This is a genomic window from Lachnoanaerobaculum sp. ICM7 (genome assembly GCF_000287675.1).
Lineage (GTDB): Bacteria > Bacillota > Clostridia > Lachnospirales > Lachnospiraceae > Lachnoanaerobaculum.
Map to the genome: position 1 here is coordinate 1 of NZ_ALJL01000027.1, position 19,109 is coordinate 19,109.

A 19,109-nucleotide genomic window follows, 5' to 3' on the forward strand; every position below is an offset into this window, starting at 1 on the left:
AGTGGTAAATATCCTTGTTTTGAATTACAATAATTATTGTGTAAAGTTTTCATCGTAAGTTAATTTTACCACAGAAATAGGACCTTTCGCATGAACGAATGGTCCTATTTCTTTCAGGGACTTATTTCACAGCCCCTTTTTTATATCCCTTGTCACTTAGGATCTTTATTCTTATCCCCTACAACCCAGTAGTCACATATTTTACCGCCTGATGCCAATGTGCTTTCTCTATGTAATATTCCTCTTCCTTTCTTAAACATAAGATGATCGATATCACAGCACATAGGTAACAGGTCCAGGTAGCCGTTATCTCTGGCAAATTTTTCAATGGGACATCTTGTGAAGTGATAGTAAAAGCCATCTCTGTGAAGTTCCTCATCAAAATTAAAGTCCCAAGTTTTATCCTTATACTCCGTATGTTTATCTGCCCAATCCGCCATCTTATGCATCCTGCCGGCAAACTTTTTCATATCTTTAGGATTATTTAAATCAAAACTGCCTTTTAGTTTACCAATCAATTTGTTATTTAAAAATTCAACAATGATCTCATTAAAATCATCTGCACTGAAATCTCCTGCCCTGCACACAGCCATAAAAACATATGCCGAATAAATATTGCCGGCCATAGGGTTGTTAGAGCCTATATCCTCAGTATTCTCAATCATTTGTTTGTATAAACCACGAGCCTTTTTCAAACTTTCTTCAGTCTTATCCTTACCGAATTTTCTTATCATAGGTTTTTTTAATAAAAAACTTATTAAACTAAAATATACCCCCTTATATTTCATTAGACCCCCTTTAAACTTTTTCACAAGTTAATTTTACTGATTTGTAAATGCTGTTTGTAAATTATTAAGTTCTAAAACGGCAGGTGCTTCTCTAAAGTTTTGATATGCAAAGATTCCAAATCCGGAAACCTCTCCGGTTTCTCTTGCAGCCTTTACCTGTCTTAGTAAAATATCATTATATCTTAACCATTCTGAAACTGCATTGCCGTCCTTTATATCCTTTCCGGTTCTGTAAAGTCCAAGGCCTATATACAGCTTTACATTACTATTACTCTTTCTCTTTAAATCCACCCAGCTGTTTAAACAATTTATATATGAATGCGGTGCCAATATACCTGTTCTTGTTTTTGCTTCAAAACCATGGTATAGCTGTGGCATTATATAGTCAATATATTCATTTGACGCCATCCATTTATCAATATCTACAAAATATGATTTATCACTTCTAAGATTTGATAAAAGGGCTACAGGGCTGATTCCAAAAACCGCCTGAGGACGAGCCTCATGTACCGCCTTGTATACATCTTTTACAAGCATTGACACATTCTCTCTTCTCCACTGTGTAATGCCCAAACCGCTGCCTGAAGCATCATATTCCGCCTTGTCAAAACTCTTTGCCGGATCACCGTCATTTAATGAAGGATAAAAATAATCATCAAACTGTATACCGTCAATTGCATAGTTTTTGCAAATTTCACTGATTGAATTCACAAGATAGCTTCTAACCTCCGCACTTGAAGGATTCAGATAATAACTGCCATCATGTAATAATACATTTCTCTGTTTTGAAGGATCTCCCATCCACTGCTTCACTATCGAATTATCCGGTATATTTTTCATCATAGAATTGGTAACTCTATAAGGGTTTACCCAAGCATGGAATGAAAGTCCCTGTTTGTGAGCACTTTCAATCATATACTCTAAAGGGTCAAAACTCGGAGCCGAATCTTTTGTGACCATAAACTTTGACAATGGGAAAGATTTTAATTTCTGACCATAACTGTCCGAATGACTGTGCACATGACAAAATATAGCATTCATTCCACGATTTTTTATATCCGACATAACTTGATCTGCACGTTTCTTAAATGCTTCAACATCTGACGGCATCTCACTCCAGTCAATATATGAAAACCATACTCCTCTAAGTTCTTTTTGCTCTGCAACTGTGCTGTTAACTGTAACGTTTCTCTTTACAGGTTTAACCGCAGCATGAACTTGCAAAGAAGCCAAAGTATTTATTACCAACAACATAGCTATAATTTTGCCGATCAATCCACTAAACCACTTTCTCTTCATCTTCATCTCGCTCTCTATTTTTTAAGTATAATAAGATCACTTAATATCATACTATAGCTAAGATAAAAAACCAATATCAACTTGCTTAAAGACTGATTACAAATACTTTTATCTAAGTTTCACTTCTATAGCACCCATTTTTGAAGTTTCAAATATAATACAACCGTTTTCTTTTAATGTCTCTATTGTTTCAGGGCTTGGATGTCCGTAGTGATTATTTTTTCCACAGGATATAACGGCATACTCAGGACTTACATTTTCTATAAAAGCTTTCAGTGAAGAATTCTTTGAACCGTGATGGGCTACCTTTAAGATATCCACCTTTCCTATATCAAAATAATTTAATATGCTCTCCTCACTGCTTTTGCCTATATCCCCTGTAAATAACAGCCTCTTTCCATATGTCTCTATAACAAATGTCTGGCTTTGCTCATTCACATTTTCCTTATCCGATGTATCAGGCCATAGACAGTCTATCTTTAAATTTTTTCTTTCAAAACAATCCCCCATACTCAAATATCTTATATTGCATCCGGCCTTCAACGCCTTTTCCTTTAATTTATCATATGAATTATCTTTCATTGCTTGATACGGAAGAAACATGTTCTCAATTTTTATATCTGTATCAAGTAAATACAGTATTCCGCTTATATGGTCAATATCTGAATGTGTGATAAAGCTCATCTCAATATCATCCACTCCCTTATATAAAAGAAAAGGCTCCATACTGTATTCACCCAAAGAAGGCTTTGATGTGCTGCCTCCATCTATCAATATATCCAAATCGTCAATATGCATATAAATGCCGTCTCCCTGTCCCACATCAAGATACACAACACTCTCAGTTTTTAAAAAAGGATATAAAATAAGAACAGTAAACAAAGAAAGTAAAAGATATATTTTTCTACACCTTAATACAGATATTGCAATTATTAAAAGCAGTAAAATATAATAAATAAATATCTGCCAAGGCTTCGGCCTTCCAAATACAATATAATGATAAGGTAAATACTTTGTAATAATACACAGAAAATCATAGAATCTTAAAATAGCGACGGTAAATACACTTATATATTTATATAAAATCAGTCTTAATATATTTAAAACCAAAGAAAGCATAGAAGAATAAAGTACAAAACTCATAAGTGGTATAACTAAAATATTAATTAAGAAAGCATATAAGGGGAATGTATAAAAATAATACAATGTAACCGGTAAGGTCAAAAGCTGAACTCCGATACTTACGACAAGAATTTTAAATACTCTATAACTACAGGAGGATTTGTCCTTTTTTTCCACAGGCTTAAATCTTTTTATAATAAATGCAATAGGTCCTCCAAGGCTCAAAACCGCCGCAAAAGAGAGTTGAAAACTTAATCCGAAAGGCTCAAACGGTGAAATAAGGCTTATGGTTACCGCACTGATACTAAGTGCAGATATAATACAATAACTTCTTCCTATTACCTCGGCAATAAAGTAAAGTATAAGCATAGTACTTGCTCTTACAATACTTACACTATCACCTACCAATAATCCGTAAAACACTAAAAATACACTTGCAAGACTTGCTGAAAGTAAAAAACTTCTTTGCAGTATTTTTCTTAGAAGTTTGTAAAGGCCTATACCGAACAATGAAACATGAAGACCTGAAATAGCAAGTATATGGGATATTCCGCTTCTTTGATACAGTTTATAAGTACCTTTATCAAGTTCTCCCCTCATCCCAAGTATAATAGCTTTTATAAATCCGGCTTTGTCAGACTCAAAAGTCTCATCTATTTTTGTATTAAGGTATTGTCTTAATGAAAAGAAAAACTCACCTATATTATCACAGCTTTTATCAACCACCCTATAGTCACTCACCGACATTTTTACATATATGCCCTTGGTTCTATAATAACTTTTTGCATCAAATTCACCGGGGTTGGTCCCTTTGCTTATCTCTTCAAGCCTCCCTTCAAACTTTACCTTATTTCCAATGTGAATGTCATTTAAAAAGATTTCATCTTTTAGATAGTAGATTACTCCTTCACAGATAATCATTACATTATCATCTTTAAAAATAATACTTTTTACTCTTCCACATAATGAAGTGTTTTTCCCATCGTTATCCACATCAGCTATAAAGTTATTCATATATCGGATTTCATATTTGATTCTTAGAATAAAGATACTGCATATTAGAAAAAATATCAGAAAGTAAATTAATTTGAATTTTATAATTTTTTTGAATTTCAGAATAATTAAGACCGCAGCCGCGATGGGAATTCCCACCGCGAGCCTATATATACCGAAATAATACCCTAAAAGCTCTCCAAGCAAACAGGCCGTTACTATAAGTACACATGGTCTTTTCATTTTTAATCCTCTTTTAGATAATCAAGATTTCTCTCTACAGAAGTTCCCAAAGAGATTGTATTATATTTTTTATCGGATTTTCCGTTTACAAGTATCTGCACTCTGCTTATATTCGGCAATTCGGAAAGTGAATCCACTATTGAGTATATTGTAATACTGTCAAGAACATCCGGTATTGCATTGAGGAAGGCCTCATCAAAATTTACATAACAGATACCCTCATTCATTGTAACGCTTACTACCTTTGTATCACTTGGTATAGTAGCCTTCAAACCGACTGTTTCAGGTCCTTTTAAAAGTTCATCAACTATAATTCGCTCTTTTGATGTATTGATATCATAAAACACATCTCTTGCCTCCGGCACCAGCTTTGTCCCTGATTCATCTGCAAAGTAAAGCATAAGTGTGGCTTTTTCAAAGCTGTTTATGTTTGAAACATTATTTATAAAGTTGTTGGCACTTATAAGTCCTACATTTTCTCCCAAGGCGTTTACAAGAGGCTGGTCTCCCGAACGAATACTTATGTACTCTATTCCCTCTATCTGTGTAAATGTCTTTGCCAAAGCTGCCCTTGCAAGTATTTCTCTGGTAACGTCCATTCCCTGATAGTTTGTATCGAAGTTTAAATATAAAATATTTCCGTCTATATCAAATCCCTGATATGTAACCTTGTCAGGTAAAGCGCCCACCGCTTCCAAATCATCCGGCACCTTTAAAAAATGTGTCATAAGTTCTTTTATCAGTCCGTTTGTATTGCTCTTGCCTGAAGCTGCGGTGTATCGGCTCTCCACCAGGGTATTAATATTTGTATTTAAATAATAAATATTGTATTCATTTTCCGCTAAAGGCGGTATCTCCTTTTTCTTACAGGATACAAGAGTTATAGAAAGCAGAACCATTACTATAATCACAAATTTGTTTCTCACTTCTTATCCCTCCTTTTTACATGATTTAGAGGAATTCTGACTGTAAACGTGGTTCCCTCACCCTCTTTACCGGAAACTTTTATAATACCGTCATGTAAATGAACTACATTCCTTGTAATAGCAAGTCCCAAACCGGTACCTCCTGTCTGCCTGGACCTTGCCTTATCTATGCGATAAAATCTTTCAAAGATAAGATCTCTATACTCAGGGGCTATTCCGTCTCCCGAGTCTTTTACCTTTATATAGAAAAACTTGTGATCCGCGTCAATACTTACCTTTACAAAACCGCCATCCTTATTATATTTGATTGCATTTTCTATAAGATTATTTATGGCCAATGACAACTTGGTTTCATCCACATCGGCACTTACATCTCTGATGGTCTCAAAAGTCATTTCTATATCACGCTTTTGTGCTATAGGTCTCAGTCTTTTCAAGATTTGTTTTATAAGCTGATTTATATCAACCTGCTCGGTTACCAAAGTGTTGGCTGACTTATCAAGCTTCACCAAAGAGAGAAGATCGTCTATTATCTTTGCCTCTCTGTCTATCTCATCTGAAATATCTTGCATAAACTCCGCATACATCTCATTCGGTACGTTTTCCATACTCATTAAAGAATCCGCCAATACTCTTATAGATGTAATAGGTGTCTTTAACTCATGAGACACATTGGCCACAAACTCATCTCTGGATTTATCTGCATCCTGTAGCTTTGCAAGAGTAGTATTGATATTCTCGGAAATAGATTTGGTCAGCTGATATTCATTATGCTCTATCTTTTGATCAAGCTTTCCATAACCTATACTTGATATATCATCTCTTAAATTTATAAGTGGCCTTAACAGTCTTCCGCCTATGATAACAGAAAGCACAAATACTATTGCTGTAAGTGTTATATATAAAAACCTCTCGGTATTTCCAACACCTTCGGCTACCGAGACCAGATTCTCTGTAGACGCAATAAACATTAAGACTCCGTCTATATTCTGATTATCAATATTCTCATATATAGGCATTGTTTGCAAAATATATGATTTGGTCTTATTGTATATATTTGTATTGTTGCCGTTGAATGTTCCTATTATTTCCGGAGAGATATTTATCTTACCTGTTGCCAGATTAAAAGTATCTTCAATAGTCGTATAGGATTTATCTATTATAACTATCCTACCGTTATATATATCCGCCACTGTATCTATCTCAGATCTTATAACCTCTCTGTTATCGGAATTTTTCAAAAAATTTCCTCTTGTGAGTTTATTGCTGAGCATAAGACATTTTGTCTGCAACTCTATTTTTCTGGCATCGACTCTTGAGGTGAAATTCGTACGGCTTACAATTCCTCCATATATAAATATAGGTAAGACACCGAAAAGTAAAAATACTACAGACAAAAGCACTCTCAAATTTATAGGAGGCAGTTTAAATTTCGTTTTTTTCTTTTCAACATCCATAATCTTACTTAATACTTGACTTTCTTGCTGCCGCAATAGCTACTGTTCCCGGTCCGATATGTGTTGCTACGGAAAGTGAAAGATTAACTATATCCACCTTTCCAAAAACAGGCTCAAGCTCTGTTGCAAATTCATTCGCAAAATCAAGCGCATCGTACTGTGCTATCATTACTCTGGACTTTTTGGCATCCGGATCATCAAGTCTTTCTGCAAGATCCTTTTTTAACGCTTCAAGCATTATCTGCTTTGCCTGTTTAAATGTTCTGGCTTTTCCATAAGCATCAATCTTTGATTCATGAATTTGAAGTACAGGCTTTATCTTTAGCAATGAAGCAAGAGCGGCTGCCATAGGTGTGATCCTTCCGCCCTTTTTAAGATACTTCAAGTCACTTACCATCAAATAGATTCCTGATTTACCCGCATCGGCTTCAAGCTTTTCCTTTATCTTTTCAGGTGACATGCCCTCTTTAAGCATCTCTATTGCATCCAAACCGGCACTTATCTGTGTGATTGATATTCTCTTATTATCCACTACAAATACCTTACCGAAGAATTCATCCTCATTTGAAAGCATTATTGCTGTATCACATGAACCTGAAAGCCCTGATGTCATAGGTATATGTATTATTGAATCATACTCTTTTAAAAGTTCAGTCCACAGATTCATCACCTCTTCAGGTGAGGGCTGTGATGTCACTATATCGGCACCGTTCTTTTGTAATCTTAAGAACTCATCATATGTAATATCCTTACCGTCCAGATATTCTTTTCCGTCTATCATAAACGGCATAGGCAAAATATACATGCCAAGCTCTCTTGCCTCTTCCTTTGTCAAACCACTGTTACTATCCAATACAACCGCTGTACTCATTAGCCTCTATCCTTACCCTTTGCTATTTCATCAATTACATTATTTTTAATCATATCATCTATGATATCATTTCCGTTTTTTTCTTCATCCTCTTCCATCTTTGCATGAAGTACATAGACTGCACATACAAAGACAAGTATCAAAATCAGCACTGCTATTCTGATCATTTAATCACTTCCTTTATAATTCTGAGTGCATTTTTATATGTTATATTTTCAATAAGACTTGCGCTAAAACCTTCTCTCTCCATCGCATCTGTCAGGCGTCCCATTCCCCCGGCATCCTTCCACTCTAAAGTATCACTAAATCCGTCATAGTCCGAACCTAAAGCTACAAATTCGCTTCCTCCAACATTTACCATATATTTCAGCATATCTATAGTATCGTCTATATAGGCTTTTCTTTCTCTGTTTGAAAAATCCTTCGATAGGAACTCAGGATAAAAGTTAAGCCCCGAAATGCATCCTTTATTTGCCATCTTCTTTATCATATCATCAGTCAAATTTCTCGGGTGATTGCATACGGTTCTGGCATTTGAATGACTGGCAACAAAAGGCTTTTTTGCAATATCAATTATATCATAAATTCCCGCATCCGAAAGATGTGAAACATCAACTATTATTCCCAACTCTTCCATTTTTTCCACAACTTCAAATCCGAAGGGTTTAAGACCGTTGTCTTTATCAGGGTTATAGCCGACACATTCACCGTTTTCTATAATTCGTTTATTGCCAAAGCCTATGCAGTTTTCAAAATTCCAGGTAAGAGTTATCATCCTTACACCTCTGTTGTATAAGTGTATAAGATTTTCTATACTGCCCTCTATCGCCTCACCCTCTTCTATTGTGAGGAATGCTGAGATCTTATTGTTTTCCTTGTTTTTTTGGATATCGCTATAGCTTTTTGCAAAAGCAATATCAGATGAATTTTTCTCTATTTCGTCTTCATACAAATCAATCAGTTCATTTACATATTTATACGGTGAGTCCACCTCTTTTAAATATGTAAACATAGCAAAGCATTGTAAAAGTACATCTGATTTTTTCAGCTTGTTTATATCAATCATTAAATCATTCTCTTTTAGACTTATACCCTTATTTTTATATATTTCACTGATTGTATCACAATGTAAATCAACTATCATGTTTCCCCTTTTTTCAAATCCTTATGCCACCATTTTCCTGATATAAATCTATATGCAAAATTTGACGATCGAAATACCCAGTCTATAATCATTGCACACCATACACCTATCGCTCCTATATGAAAAACATTGGCTATAAAAAGTGATGTTGCAAATCTGAATACCGTCATTGAAAACAGGCTTACCGTCATTGTAAACTTCACATCATTTCCTGCTCTTAGTGCATTTGGAAGTATAAAGCTTAAAGGCCATAAGAATACCGCCATTCCCATATGTATCCATACCAGTACGGCTGTAAGCTCTCTTGTAGCATCCGACACCTTATATATTGAGATAAAAAAGCTTTGAAATCCCAATATAAATATAGTAGGAATTATAATGACCGAATATCCTATAAACATCAGTTTTTTTACATAGTATTTAGCCTCTTTATAATTTCCCGCACCCACACATCTTCCTATGACCGTAATCATAGCAATACTTATCGCATTGCCCATGTTCACACCAAGTCCGTCAAGATTATTGGCTATGGCATTGGCCGCTATCTCCGCTCTTCCAAAGTTTGAAATTATGGAAACTACAGCAACTCTTCCGACCTGAAACAGTGAGTTTTCAATTCCTGAAGGTATTCCGATATAAAGTATCCTTCTCATATAGTCCATTCTCAGTCTGAATACCTCTTCTATCTTCAAATAAACTATAGCATTTTTATTCCTTGATGCAAGTATTGTTATAGCAATAGCAGCTACGCTTCTTGAGATAACACTTGGTATAGCCACACCGGCCACTCCCATATGTAATACAAAGATTCCGATACTGTTTCCGACTACATTTATTATATTCATAAATATACTGACTTTCATGGAAGTCTTTGAATCTCCTATGCTTCTGTATATAGCCGCACCTGAATTATATATTGCCAGCATAGGAAAACTTATTGCGGTTATTGTCAAATACTGCTTGCTTGCCTCAAATACTTCATTATCTATATTACCGAAAAGCATTGATATAAGAGGATGAGCAAATATTATAACAAGAATGGAAATAATTACGGAAACAGAAAATGTCATAAGCTCAAGCTGAGCCGCCGCCGTGCATGCATCGTCGTTTTTCCTTGCACCTATAAACTGACTGATTACTACAGCACCACCGGTTGCAAGTGCAGCCAGTAAAGATATAAGCACATTGTTTACCATATCAACAAGCGACACTCCCGATACTGCCGCTTCACCTGCAAAGCTTACCATAACAGTATCCGACATTCCTACAGCTATGGCCAGAAACTGCTCGATAATAAGAGGAACTATAAGTAGTTTCAAATCAGTATTACTGAATAATTTTCTGGTATATTTTTTATTATCCTGTTCCATATATTCTCCATACAACCGTCGCTTTACAAGTTCTCACTTACCAGTAAATACCCCGAATGTGGTTCTATCTCCATGCTCACATGACCGTTGTCATTAAAATATGTTACTATTCCTACATTGTAACCTGTAGTATTTGTATATATTACTCTGCTTATAGCTGCATTATCTCTCATGCCTGTGAGATAGAGCGGAATATCTATTTTCTTTTTTTCTCTTCCTGTATAAATTATAATTACAGATACATTATCTTTGGAAACTCTGGCATAACCTACTATACCGTCTTTTGAAACAAGTTTTATCAAAGAGCCGTGTTTTAACTCTTTTCTTATTCTATGCCATCTGTTCATATATCTGTGATACTCTAAAAGTTCAAGATTTTCATTTCCCCACGGATATGTTCTTCTGCTGTCAGGATCTGTAAATCCGCATACTCCGACCTCGTCACCATAGTATACGGTAGGTGCACCCGGCAGAGTCAACTGCATCATTATGGCCTGCCTCATAACCTCAAGCTTTACACCTAAACTTGCATCCTCTGATCTATGAGTATTTATTCTTCCTACAATGCCGTTTGTCCTTGTCAGAAATCTGGAATGATCATGATTTGAAAGCTGAATCATAGATACAAGTGCTACATCATAATGCATCTTTCCAAGTGCATTCTTTAACATCATAAAGAACACATCTGCATTTCCCTTAAGGCACATATCCTCTCTGTCCGAATGTTTCTCTAAGCCTGTCAAAAACCAGCTCACCGGCTCCATAAAGCCGTCATAGTTCATTACTCCGTCCCAGCACTTGCCGTCCAGCCAAAAGCTCGGATCTCCGTAATGCTCGGCGAGAATAATTGCATCCTTGTTTACGGATTTTACCGCATCTCTAAACATTGTCCAAAACTTATGGTTAAACTCTTTTGTATACCCAAGATCCGCCGCTACATCAAGTCTCCAACCGTCCACATTAAAAGGTGGTGATATCCACTTCTTTGCAATTCTCAGTATCTCATCAACCAGCTTTTGACTGTTTTCATAATAGAGCTTCGGCAAAGTATCATGTCCCCACCAACCGTCATACTCTGTTCCGATAAAGTTAAAATATGATCTGAACTCACTTTCTTTTGACCAATATGCACCTATCGGATATTCTTCATCTGCTCTTTTATAGATACCTTCTTTATCCATCCACTTGTTAAAAGATCCGCAGTGATTAAATACTCCGTCTATAATCACTTTGATATTTCTCTTATGAGCTTCATTTACAAGTTTTACAAATACTTCATTACTTGCTTCAAGATTTTTCTTACTTGTAACTCTTTTTACATATTTTGCGGCATTTTTATTGTCAATGTCAAACTCTCCCAGAACTCCGTCCGTATCCTCCACAATTTTTCCTATATGCGGATCTATATAGTCATAGTCCTGCGTATCATATTTGTGATTTGAAGGTGATACAAAGAGAGGGTTAAAGTATATCACCTCAACCCCAAAGTCCTTTAAGTAGTCCAGTTTTTGTAAAACGCCCTCCAAGTCTCCGCCATAAAAATATCCCACATCAAAGTTTGAAGGATATTCATTCCAATTTTCCTTATGTTTTACAGGTAAACCTATATATATGTATTCATCATCCACAACATCATTTGTTTCGTCTCCACGATTGAATCTGTCGATGAAGATCTGATACATCAAAGCCCCCTTTGCCCAATCAGGCAAAAAGAAATCTTTATTATATTCAAACAATGTGTCTTCTTTTAAATAATCCGTAACTCCGAATCTGGTATAAAAGAGAGTTCTTCCACCCTCAAATATTTTAAAAAAATATTTAAAATAATTTACATCATTCAGATCAGCGTAGTAATAATCAAAGTATTCACTTGATCGAAGCTTTTCCATCTTTGATTCACTACCGTCAAAATAATTTACCAGAAAAATCTCCGGCTTATCCTCCTTAAAAACCCTTATCTGTATTCGTATATCCTGTCTATTTTTAAGGCTTTGTAATGATATATAATCTATCGTTTCATCACTAAAAATACCTTCAATATTCATTTAAAATAACGCCTCAAATTCTTCAAAACCTATCTTTTCTTTCTCTATAAGAAGCTTTGCACATGACTCAAGCACATACTTTCTCTTCAATATTATCTCTTTCGCCTTTTTGTAGCAGTCATTGATAATATTTCTGACTTCCTCATCAATCATACTTGCAGTCTCTTCGCTGTATCCCTTTGTCTGTCCGAAGTCTCTTCCTATAAAAATTTCATCACCTTCATTGCCGTAGTTTACAAGCCCGGCTCTCTCGTTCATACCAAACTCCATAACCATTGCCTTTGCAACCTTTGTCGCCTGTTTTATATCTGAGCTTGCACCTGTCGTAATGTCACCGAAGATGATCTCTTCCGCTATTCTTCCTCCAAGACTTACCATTATATCATTTAACATCTTGGATTTTGTGTTAAACATCTGATCCTCACCCGGCAAAGGCATTGTATATCCTGCAGCACTTACACCTGTAGGTATAATGGAAATAGTATGTACCGGTCCTACTCCTTCAAGTTCTCTGAAAAGTATGGCATGTCCTGCTTCATGATATGCTGTAATTGCCTTTTCCTTTTCACTTACTACTCTTGATTTCTTCTCCGTACCTATTCCGACTTTTATAAACGCTCTGTTTATATCATCTGCACAAATATAAGCTTTCCCTTCCCTTGCGGAAAGTATTGCCGCTTCGTTCATAAGATTTTCAAGGTCCGCACCTGTAAATCCTGAAGTCTGTCTCGCCACTGAATGTAAGTCTACATCATCACCTAAAGGCTTTGACGAAGCATGTATCTTCAATATCGCTTCTCTGGCCGCCACATCAGGTCTGCCTACTGCAACTTTTCTGTCAAATCTTCCCGGTCGAAGGAGCGCAGGATCCAAAATGTCAACACGGTTTGTGGCCGCCATTACTATTATACCTTGATTTCCTCCAAAGCCGTCCATCTCCACAAGGAGCTGATTTAGAGTCTGCTCTCTCTCATCGTGACTTCCGCCAAGTCCTGAGCCTCTTCTTCTGCCGACCGCATCAATCTCATCAATAAAGATAATACATGGAGCGTTTTTCTTGGCATCCTCAAAAAGATCTCTGACTCTGCTTGCACCGACACCCACAAACATCTCCACAAAATCGGAACCTGATATTGTAAAGAAAGGTACTCCGGCTTCACCTGCCACCGCCTTGGCTAAAAGAGTTTTTCCGGTTCCGGGAGGCCCAACCAATATAATTCCTTTAGGAATTCTGGCACCAAGCCTTGTGTACTTGCCTGGGTCCTTTAAAAAGTCTACAACTTCAGCCAGTTCTTCCTTCTCTTCTTCAAGTCCTGCAACCTTTGAAAAGTTTATATTTGCCGTCTTTACGATTCTGGCTCTGCTCTTCCCGAAATTCATCATCTTATTATTGCCGCCGGCGCCTCCTGCCGCAATCTTTCCGTTCATATACATAACGAAAAACATTACCATAACAGCCGCAAGTAATACCGGCAAAACGGTATTTGTAAATACGCTCTCTCTCGGAACATCATCTAAGATATATGTTATATCCTTAGCTTCCATTTTTTTGATGAACTCATTTACATCAGATATAAAATAATGTACTTCCGATTTTCCGTACTTCTCCTGATTCTTGAAGTAAATTATAGCCTCCCCTGTAGGAGTTTGTGAATTCTGTCTTATCTCAATCAGTCCGATATTATTTTCTTCAATTACGCTGTTAAACTCAGCTGAGTTAAGTTTTGTAATACTCAGCTGATTTCCCATGTTAAATATCAGCCATATTATAAGTGCCACAACAAACAGTAAGAAAAACATTCTTACCGGATTATCTGATTTTTTCATTTTTCTCCAATCTGGTCTGAAAGCTCCATAACCCCGATATATGGAAGATTTCTATATCTCTGGTCGTAATCAAGTCCGTATCCCACCACAAACTTGTCCTCTATTTCAAAGCAAACATAGTCTACAGTAACATCCTTTTCTCTTCTGGAAGGCTTGTCTAAGAGAGTGCAAAGCCTTATTGACTTCGGTCCTCTCTTTTCCAATATATCAAGAAGATATGATAAAGTATTACCTGAATCAATGATATCTTCTACTACAAGTACATCCTTACCTGCTATACTGTCGTCCAGATCCATTATTATCTTTACAACACCTGAGCTTGTAGTTTCAGCACCGTAGCTTGAAACACTCATGAAATCAAGCCTTACATTCAAATCAAGTCTCTTGGCAAGGTCACACATAAACATGACTCCACCCTTTAACACACATATAAGTATCAAGTCTTTGCCCTTGTAATCCGCGTTGATTCTTCCTGCAATCTCCAAAATCCTCTTACTTATCTCCTCTTCCGATATCAGTACTTCAACCTTTTCTTTCATATTATCTCCTACTTACTTCTATTTCTAAAATATTTTTTGTGTTTTCATCTATTCTGTAGAGTTCTCCCGTTCTGTCAAGCCCGGCTCCCTCTCCAAAAATATTGCTCTCTCTAAATATCCAAAGTATCTCAAAGTCCATCGCAACAACTACATATTCACCTCTGATATTTAAAGGTATCTTATCATCCGTGAAAAGTTTTTTAACAGCCTTTCTACCGGATTTTATATGTATAAAATCTCCGCTTTCACATCCTCTGATTACAATATTTTCCTCTATGATTTTTATCATATCATCTTTATTAATAATACTGTTTATACATATAGATTTTCTATTATATTTTACTATATTTTCAAGGACTTTGTCAAAATCAAGCCACCTGATATTACCGGCTTTCGGAATGTCCTTAATATTGAAATTATCCAAAATATTGTAGTTTATTTCAGGTAATACATATTTATCATTATCCTTACCTTTTTTATCTTCATTTGCAAATCTTATATTTTCATATTCATTGTAGACTTTTATTCCGTATTTTAAATCAAGCTTTTTTCCGTTTTCCGATTTTGCCAGGTTCCATATATCCTCTATGTGTACCATACCGATATCTTTTATTCCAAGCGATTTACTCTTTAATACCTTTCTTAAAGTATACCTGATAATATATGTGCTTATAATATGATACTCATTAAGCAAGGCCTCTTTGTCTAATAAAAATTCATCTTCACCTTTTATTTTTAAATTCTTTTCACAAAATTTTATAGCCGAACTTTCAAAAAACTCATCGGCCTCAGCCGCAATTTTAGAGGACTTATAAAAATTATTGATCACATTACTGTTAACATTTTTTTTTAGTATCGGAAAGACCTCATTCCTTAAAATATTTCTTGTATAATCATTTTCCAGATTTGTACTGTCCGTCATATACTCTATACTGTTTCTTTTTAGATAGTCCTCTATTTCATCCCTTGAAAATGCCAGTAAAGGTCTTATAATATTTTTATTTCTTACCAAAATACCCTTTAACCCCGATATGCCGCTACCCCTTGACAGATTGTGAAGTATGGTCTCCGCATTATCGTTTTTATTATGAGCCACTGCAATTTTGATCTTGTTAAAATCCAAGCCCTCCTTTATGGCTATATCTTTTGATACACTTTCAAAAGACTTATATCTCATCTTTCTTCCGGCTTCTTCTTCACTTAGTTTAAGATCTTTTGCAATCCTCGGTATGTCATAGTGAAAGCTGAAAAAACAAATATCAAGTTTTTCACAAAATTTCTTTACATAATTTTCATCACGACTTGCCTCTTCACCTCTTATACCATGATTTATATGTACGACAAAAAGCCTTATTTCTAAGGCTTTTTGTATACGACTCAATGTATGCAACAGGCATATGGAATCCGCACCTCCGCTTACACCAAGTACTATTCTATCTTTTTTTTCGATCAGATTATTATCCTCTATGAAATGACTAAACGTATCTATATCTAACATATTATTTTTCTGCCTTTATAGCAATCTCATCAGGAAAAACAAGTCCCAGTTTTTCTCTTGCCATTTCTATTATATAACTGTCGGTTTGAACATATTTTCTTTGTTCTTCAAGTTTCTTTGATCTTTCGTCTTCACTCTCAAGTTCTTCAATTACTTTTTGATTGTAAGACTCTCTTTTTGCCAATTCCTGTTTTATGCTGTTTACCCTTACTCCGAGAATAATCGCTACAGATAAAACTACTCCGGTGACAAAAATTATCGCAAATTTATTTTCCGATATTGCGCCGGCTTTCTTTCTTTTTCTCGCCATAAAAACACTCCTCTTAAATTCCGGTGTCGGCTTTATTTAAAAACTGACATATTTTTAAGCGGCTACTGACTTTATAATAGTATCATTCTATTCTTTTTGCAAGCCTCAATCATATCGGCCGGCCATACACTTGACTGAACTTCTCCAACATGTGCTTTGTTAAGCAGAAGCATACAAAGTCTGCTCTGTCCTATACCTCCGCCTATTGTATATGGTAATTCTCCTGCCAAAAGAGCCTTGTGAAAAGGTAAATTCTTTCTGTCAAGTGCATTTGCAGCCTTTAACTGAGCTTCCATTGCCACTTCATCCACTCTGATACCCATACTTGATATCTCCAATGCACAGTTTAAATTCTCAAACCAGAAGAGAATATCACCGTTTAACTCCCAGTCATCATAGTCAGGTGCTCTGCCGTCATGAGGCTTTCCGTCACCTAAAGCACCACCTATCTTCTCCACAAAAACACAGCCATGTTCTTTAACGATAATATTTTCTCTCTCCTTCGGAGTCTTATCAGGATATCTTTGTCTAAGTTCCTCTGATGTGATAAAGAATATATCATCCGGCAAATGATTTACAGCCTCAGGATATTTATACCACACCTCATGCTCCATATGTTTGATCACTTTAAATATGGTTCTTACAGTATCTTCCAAAACTTCGATACTTCTGTCTTCTTTTCTTATTACCTTTTCCCAGTCCCATTGATCCACATAGCATGAGTGAAGATTATCAAGCTCCTCATCTCTTCTTATGGCATTCATATTTGTGTAAAGTCCCTCGCCCGGCGCAAAATTATACTCACCAAGAGCCATTCTCTTCCACTTTGCAAGTGATTGAACAACTTCATACTCCTCATTAGGGACTCCAAGTATATCAAATGCTACAGGACGCTCCACTCCGTTTAAGGTATCATTCAACCCGCTTGACTTTGCTACAAATAAAGGAGCTGAAACCCTCTCCAGATTCATTTCTTTTCCGAATTCTTTTTGGAATGTATCTCTGATATATTTTATCGCTTCTTGCGTCTGTCTTACGCTTAATACTGGATCATAACCTTTTGGTAAAATCAATGCCATAAAAACCTCCGATATTTATATAAATTCATACTCTTTAAAGAATTTATGATAGCACTAAGTACCGCAATATACAAGAGATAATGCCATAACTTAATAAAAAAGACAAAAGAAAAAGACTGCCTTTTAAAGCAGTCTTAAAAATTATTCAATTGCAATTGTCTTCGGCTCCTGTGGAAGTCTCTCTTTTTCTTTTGGCAAAGTAAGTTTTAAAATACCGTTGTTATATGAAGCCTTTATATCTTCCTCAGTTATCGCATCTCCTACAAAGAAACTTCTCTGACATGAACCGAATCTTCTCTCTCTGCGGATGTATTTATCCTGTTCATCCTTTTCATCTTTATTTTCCTCATGCTTTGCACTGATTGTAAGGTATCCGTCCTTTAAGCTTGCACTTATATCTTCCTTATTAAATCCCGGAATCTCAACACTCAGCTCATAGTTTCCTTCGACTTCCTTTACATCTGTCTTCATGCTTGGAGCATCAAACTTTCTAAAATCTCTTCCAAAAAAATCATTATTAAAAAAATCATCAAATAAATTATAACTTCTTCCCGGTAATAACATATCTATATCTCCTTCTATATATTCATTATTATTTACAAATAAAACTGTATAACCATGTTGTTATCTATGTCTTATTTGTTATATGCATACTATAACACTAATTATTAGCACTGTCAATAGTCGAGTGCTAATTTTTTCAAAAATTTATGTTGCAAAAACCGGCTCGTATTATGAGCCGGTCAAATTTGTCTCAATATATTATTTCTGTATTGCCTTAAATGCCTCTGTTTGTGATGTCATACCTCTCTCTGATGCCAATCTCTCTATAGAAGAAGCTCCAAAGAAACCGTCAATCTCAGGAACATTCTTTATTACATATGCCGCATCCTCAGGATCGGCAATAGGACCGCCATGGCAAATTACCATTATCTCAGGATTAACCTCACGACCTGCCTTAATGATCTCACGAATCTTTTCACAGCAGTCGTCAAGTGTTAAAGCAGTTTCAGCTCCGATTGATCCCTTTGTTGTGAGTCCCATATGTGCAACTAAAATATCTGCACCTGCCTCTGCCATAGCCTTTGCCTGCTCAGGATCAAAAACATATGGACATGTTAACATATCAAGCTTATGTGCTTCTCTAATCATTTCTACTTCGAGCCCATATCCCATTCCTGTTTCCTCAAGATTTGCACGGAACTTTCCGTCTATCAATCCTACTGTTGGGAAGTTTTGCACACCGTTAAATCCTTGATCCTTTAATTGCTTTAAGAAAAGGTCCATTACACGGAAAGGATCGGTTCCGCAAACACCTGCAAGAACAGGAGTGTTCTTTACTATCGGAAGTACTTCAGCACCCATTTCCTGTACAATTTTATTTGCATCACCATAAGCCAGTAATCCTGATAAAGATCCTCTACCTGCCATTCTAAAACGTCCTGAGTTATAGATGATAAGCATGTCAGCTCCACCCTTTTCACTGCACTTTGCTGTAATACCTGTTCCGGCACCAACACCTACAAGGATCTTTCCGGCTGCTACCTCGGATTTAAACTTGTCCATGATTTCTTTTCTTGACTGTCTGTTCATAATAT

The 19,109-nt window shown here is 36.0% G+C and carries 17 protein-coding genes; all 17 read right to left on the minus strand.

Features of this window, described 5'->3' with window-relative positions:
* Nucleotides 1-152: 152 nt before the first annotated feature.
* Nucleotides 153-788, minus strand: coding sequence for an L-2-amino-thiazoline-4-carboxylic acid hydrolase (locus HMPREF1140_RS09295; protein WP_009663638.1), 636 nt, complete (start codon nt 786-788; stop codon nt 153-155).
* Nucleotides 789-821: 33 nt separating this feature from the next.
* A complete protein-coding gene (locus tag HMPREF1140_RS09300) occupies nt 822-2,093 on the minus strand; it encodes a glycoside hydrolase family 10 protein (protein WP_009663645.1) in 1,272 nt (423 codons plus the stop codon).
* 102 nt (nt 2,094-2,195) lie between these two features.
* Nucleotides 2,196-4,445, minus strand: coding sequence for a DNA internalization-related competence protein ComEC/Rec2 (locus tag HMPREF1140_RS09305; RefSeq protein WP_009663600.1), 2,250 nt, complete (start codon nt 4,443-4,445; stop codon nt 2,196-2,198).
* Nucleotides 4,446-4,447: 2 nt separating this feature from the next.
* Nucleotides 4,448-5,371, minus strand: a complete 924-nt coding sequence (locus tag HMPREF1140_RS09310; RefSeq protein ID WP_009663635.1) for a GerMN domain-containing protein — start codon at nt 5,369-5,371, stop codon at nt 4,448-4,450.
* Nucleotides 5,368-6,828: a sensor histidine kinase gene (locus HMPREF1140_RS09315; protein WP_009663608.1), complete on the minus strand. Its 1,461-nt coding sequence runs from the start codon at nt 6,826-6,828 to the stop codon at nt 5,368-5,370. The genes HMPREF1140_RS09310 and HMPREF1140_RS09315 overlap by 4 nt, the downstream gene beginning before the upstream one ends.
* A gap of 4 nt (nt 6,829-6,832) precedes the next feature.
* A complete protein-coding gene (locus HMPREF1140_RS09320) occupies nt 6,833-7,699 on the minus strand; it encodes a DegV family protein (RefSeq protein WP_009663603.1) in 867 nt (288 codons plus the stop codon).
* Complete coding sequence (locus HMPREF1140_RS09325; protein ID WP_009663634.1) at nt 7,699-7,866, minus strand: hypothetical protein; 168 nt, start codon at nt 7,864-7,866, stop codon at nt 7,699-7,701. Before HMPREF1140_RS09325 ends, HMPREF1140_RS09320 begins: the two co-directional genes overlap by 1 nt.
* Nucleotides 7,863-8,843, minus strand: a complete 981-nt coding sequence (locus HMPREF1140_RS09330; protein WP_009663604.1) for a dipeptidase — start codon at nt 8,841-8,843, stop codon at nt 7,863-7,865. Before HMPREF1140_RS09330 ends, HMPREF1140_RS09325 begins: the two co-directional genes overlap by 4 nt.
* A complete protein-coding gene (locus HMPREF1140_RS09335; protein ID WP_009663640.1) occupies nt 8,840-10,213 on the minus strand; it encodes an MATE family efflux transporter in 1,374 nt (457 codons plus the stop codon). The genes HMPREF1140_RS09330 and HMPREF1140_RS09335 overlap by 4 nt, the downstream gene beginning before the upstream one ends.
* A gap of 23 nt (nt 10,214-10,236) precedes the next feature.
* Nucleotides 10,237-12,258 carry a glycoside hydrolase family 13 protein gene (locus HMPREF1140_RS09340; protein ID WP_009663636.1) on the minus strand — a complete coding sequence of 674 codons (2,022 nt, stop codon included), beginning with the start codon at nt 12,256-12,258 and terminating at the stop codon, nt 10,237-10,239.
* Complete coding sequence (ftsH, locus tag HMPREF1140_RS09345) at nt 12,259-14,085, minus strand: ATP-dependent zinc metalloprotease FtsH (protein ID WP_009663597.1); 1,827 nt, start codon at nt 14,083-14,085, stop codon at nt 12,259-12,261.
* Nucleotides 14,082-14,624: a hypoxanthine phosphoribosyltransferase gene (hpt, locus tag HMPREF1140_RS09350; protein WP_009663595.1), complete on the minus strand. Its 543-nt coding sequence runs from the start codon at nt 14,622-14,624 to the stop codon at nt 14,082-14,084. The genes ftsH and hpt overlap by 4 nt, the downstream gene beginning before the upstream one ends.
* Nucleotide 14,625: 1 nt before the next feature.
* A complete protein-coding gene (gene tilS, locus HMPREF1140_RS09355; RefSeq protein ID WP_009663601.1) occupies nt 14,626-16,122 on the minus strand; it encodes a tRNA lysidine(34) synthetase TilS in 1,497 nt (498 codons plus the stop codon).
* Between the two features lies 1 nt (nt 16,123).
* Nucleotides 16,124-16,432, minus strand: a complete 309-nt coding sequence (locus HMPREF1140_RS09360) for a septum formation initiator family protein (protein ID WP_009663619.1) — start codon at nt 16,430-16,432, stop codon at nt 16,124-16,126.
* A 71-nt stretch (nt 16,433-16,503) separates the two neighbouring features.
* Nucleotides 16,504-17,511: an aspartate--ammonia ligase gene (gene asnA / locus HMPREF1140_RS09365; RefSeq protein WP_009663615.1), complete on the minus strand. Its 1,008-nt coding sequence runs from the start codon at nt 17,509-17,511 to the stop codon at nt 16,504-16,506.
* A 141-nt stretch (nt 17,512-17,652) separates the two neighbouring features.
* Nucleotides 17,653-18,075: an Hsp20/alpha crystallin family protein gene (locus HMPREF1140_RS09370; RefSeq protein WP_009663594.1), complete on the minus strand. Its 423-nt coding sequence runs from the start codon at nt 18,073-18,075 to the stop codon at nt 17,653-17,655.
* A 198-nt stretch (nt 18,076-18,273) separates the two neighbouring features.
* Nucleotides 18,274-19,104, minus strand: a complete 831-nt coding sequence (locus HMPREF1140_RS09375; protein WP_009663606.1) for a phosphoenolpyruvate hydrolase family protein — start codon at nt 19,102-19,104, stop codon at nt 18,274-18,276.
* Nucleotides 19,105-19,109: the final 5 nt, after the last annotated feature.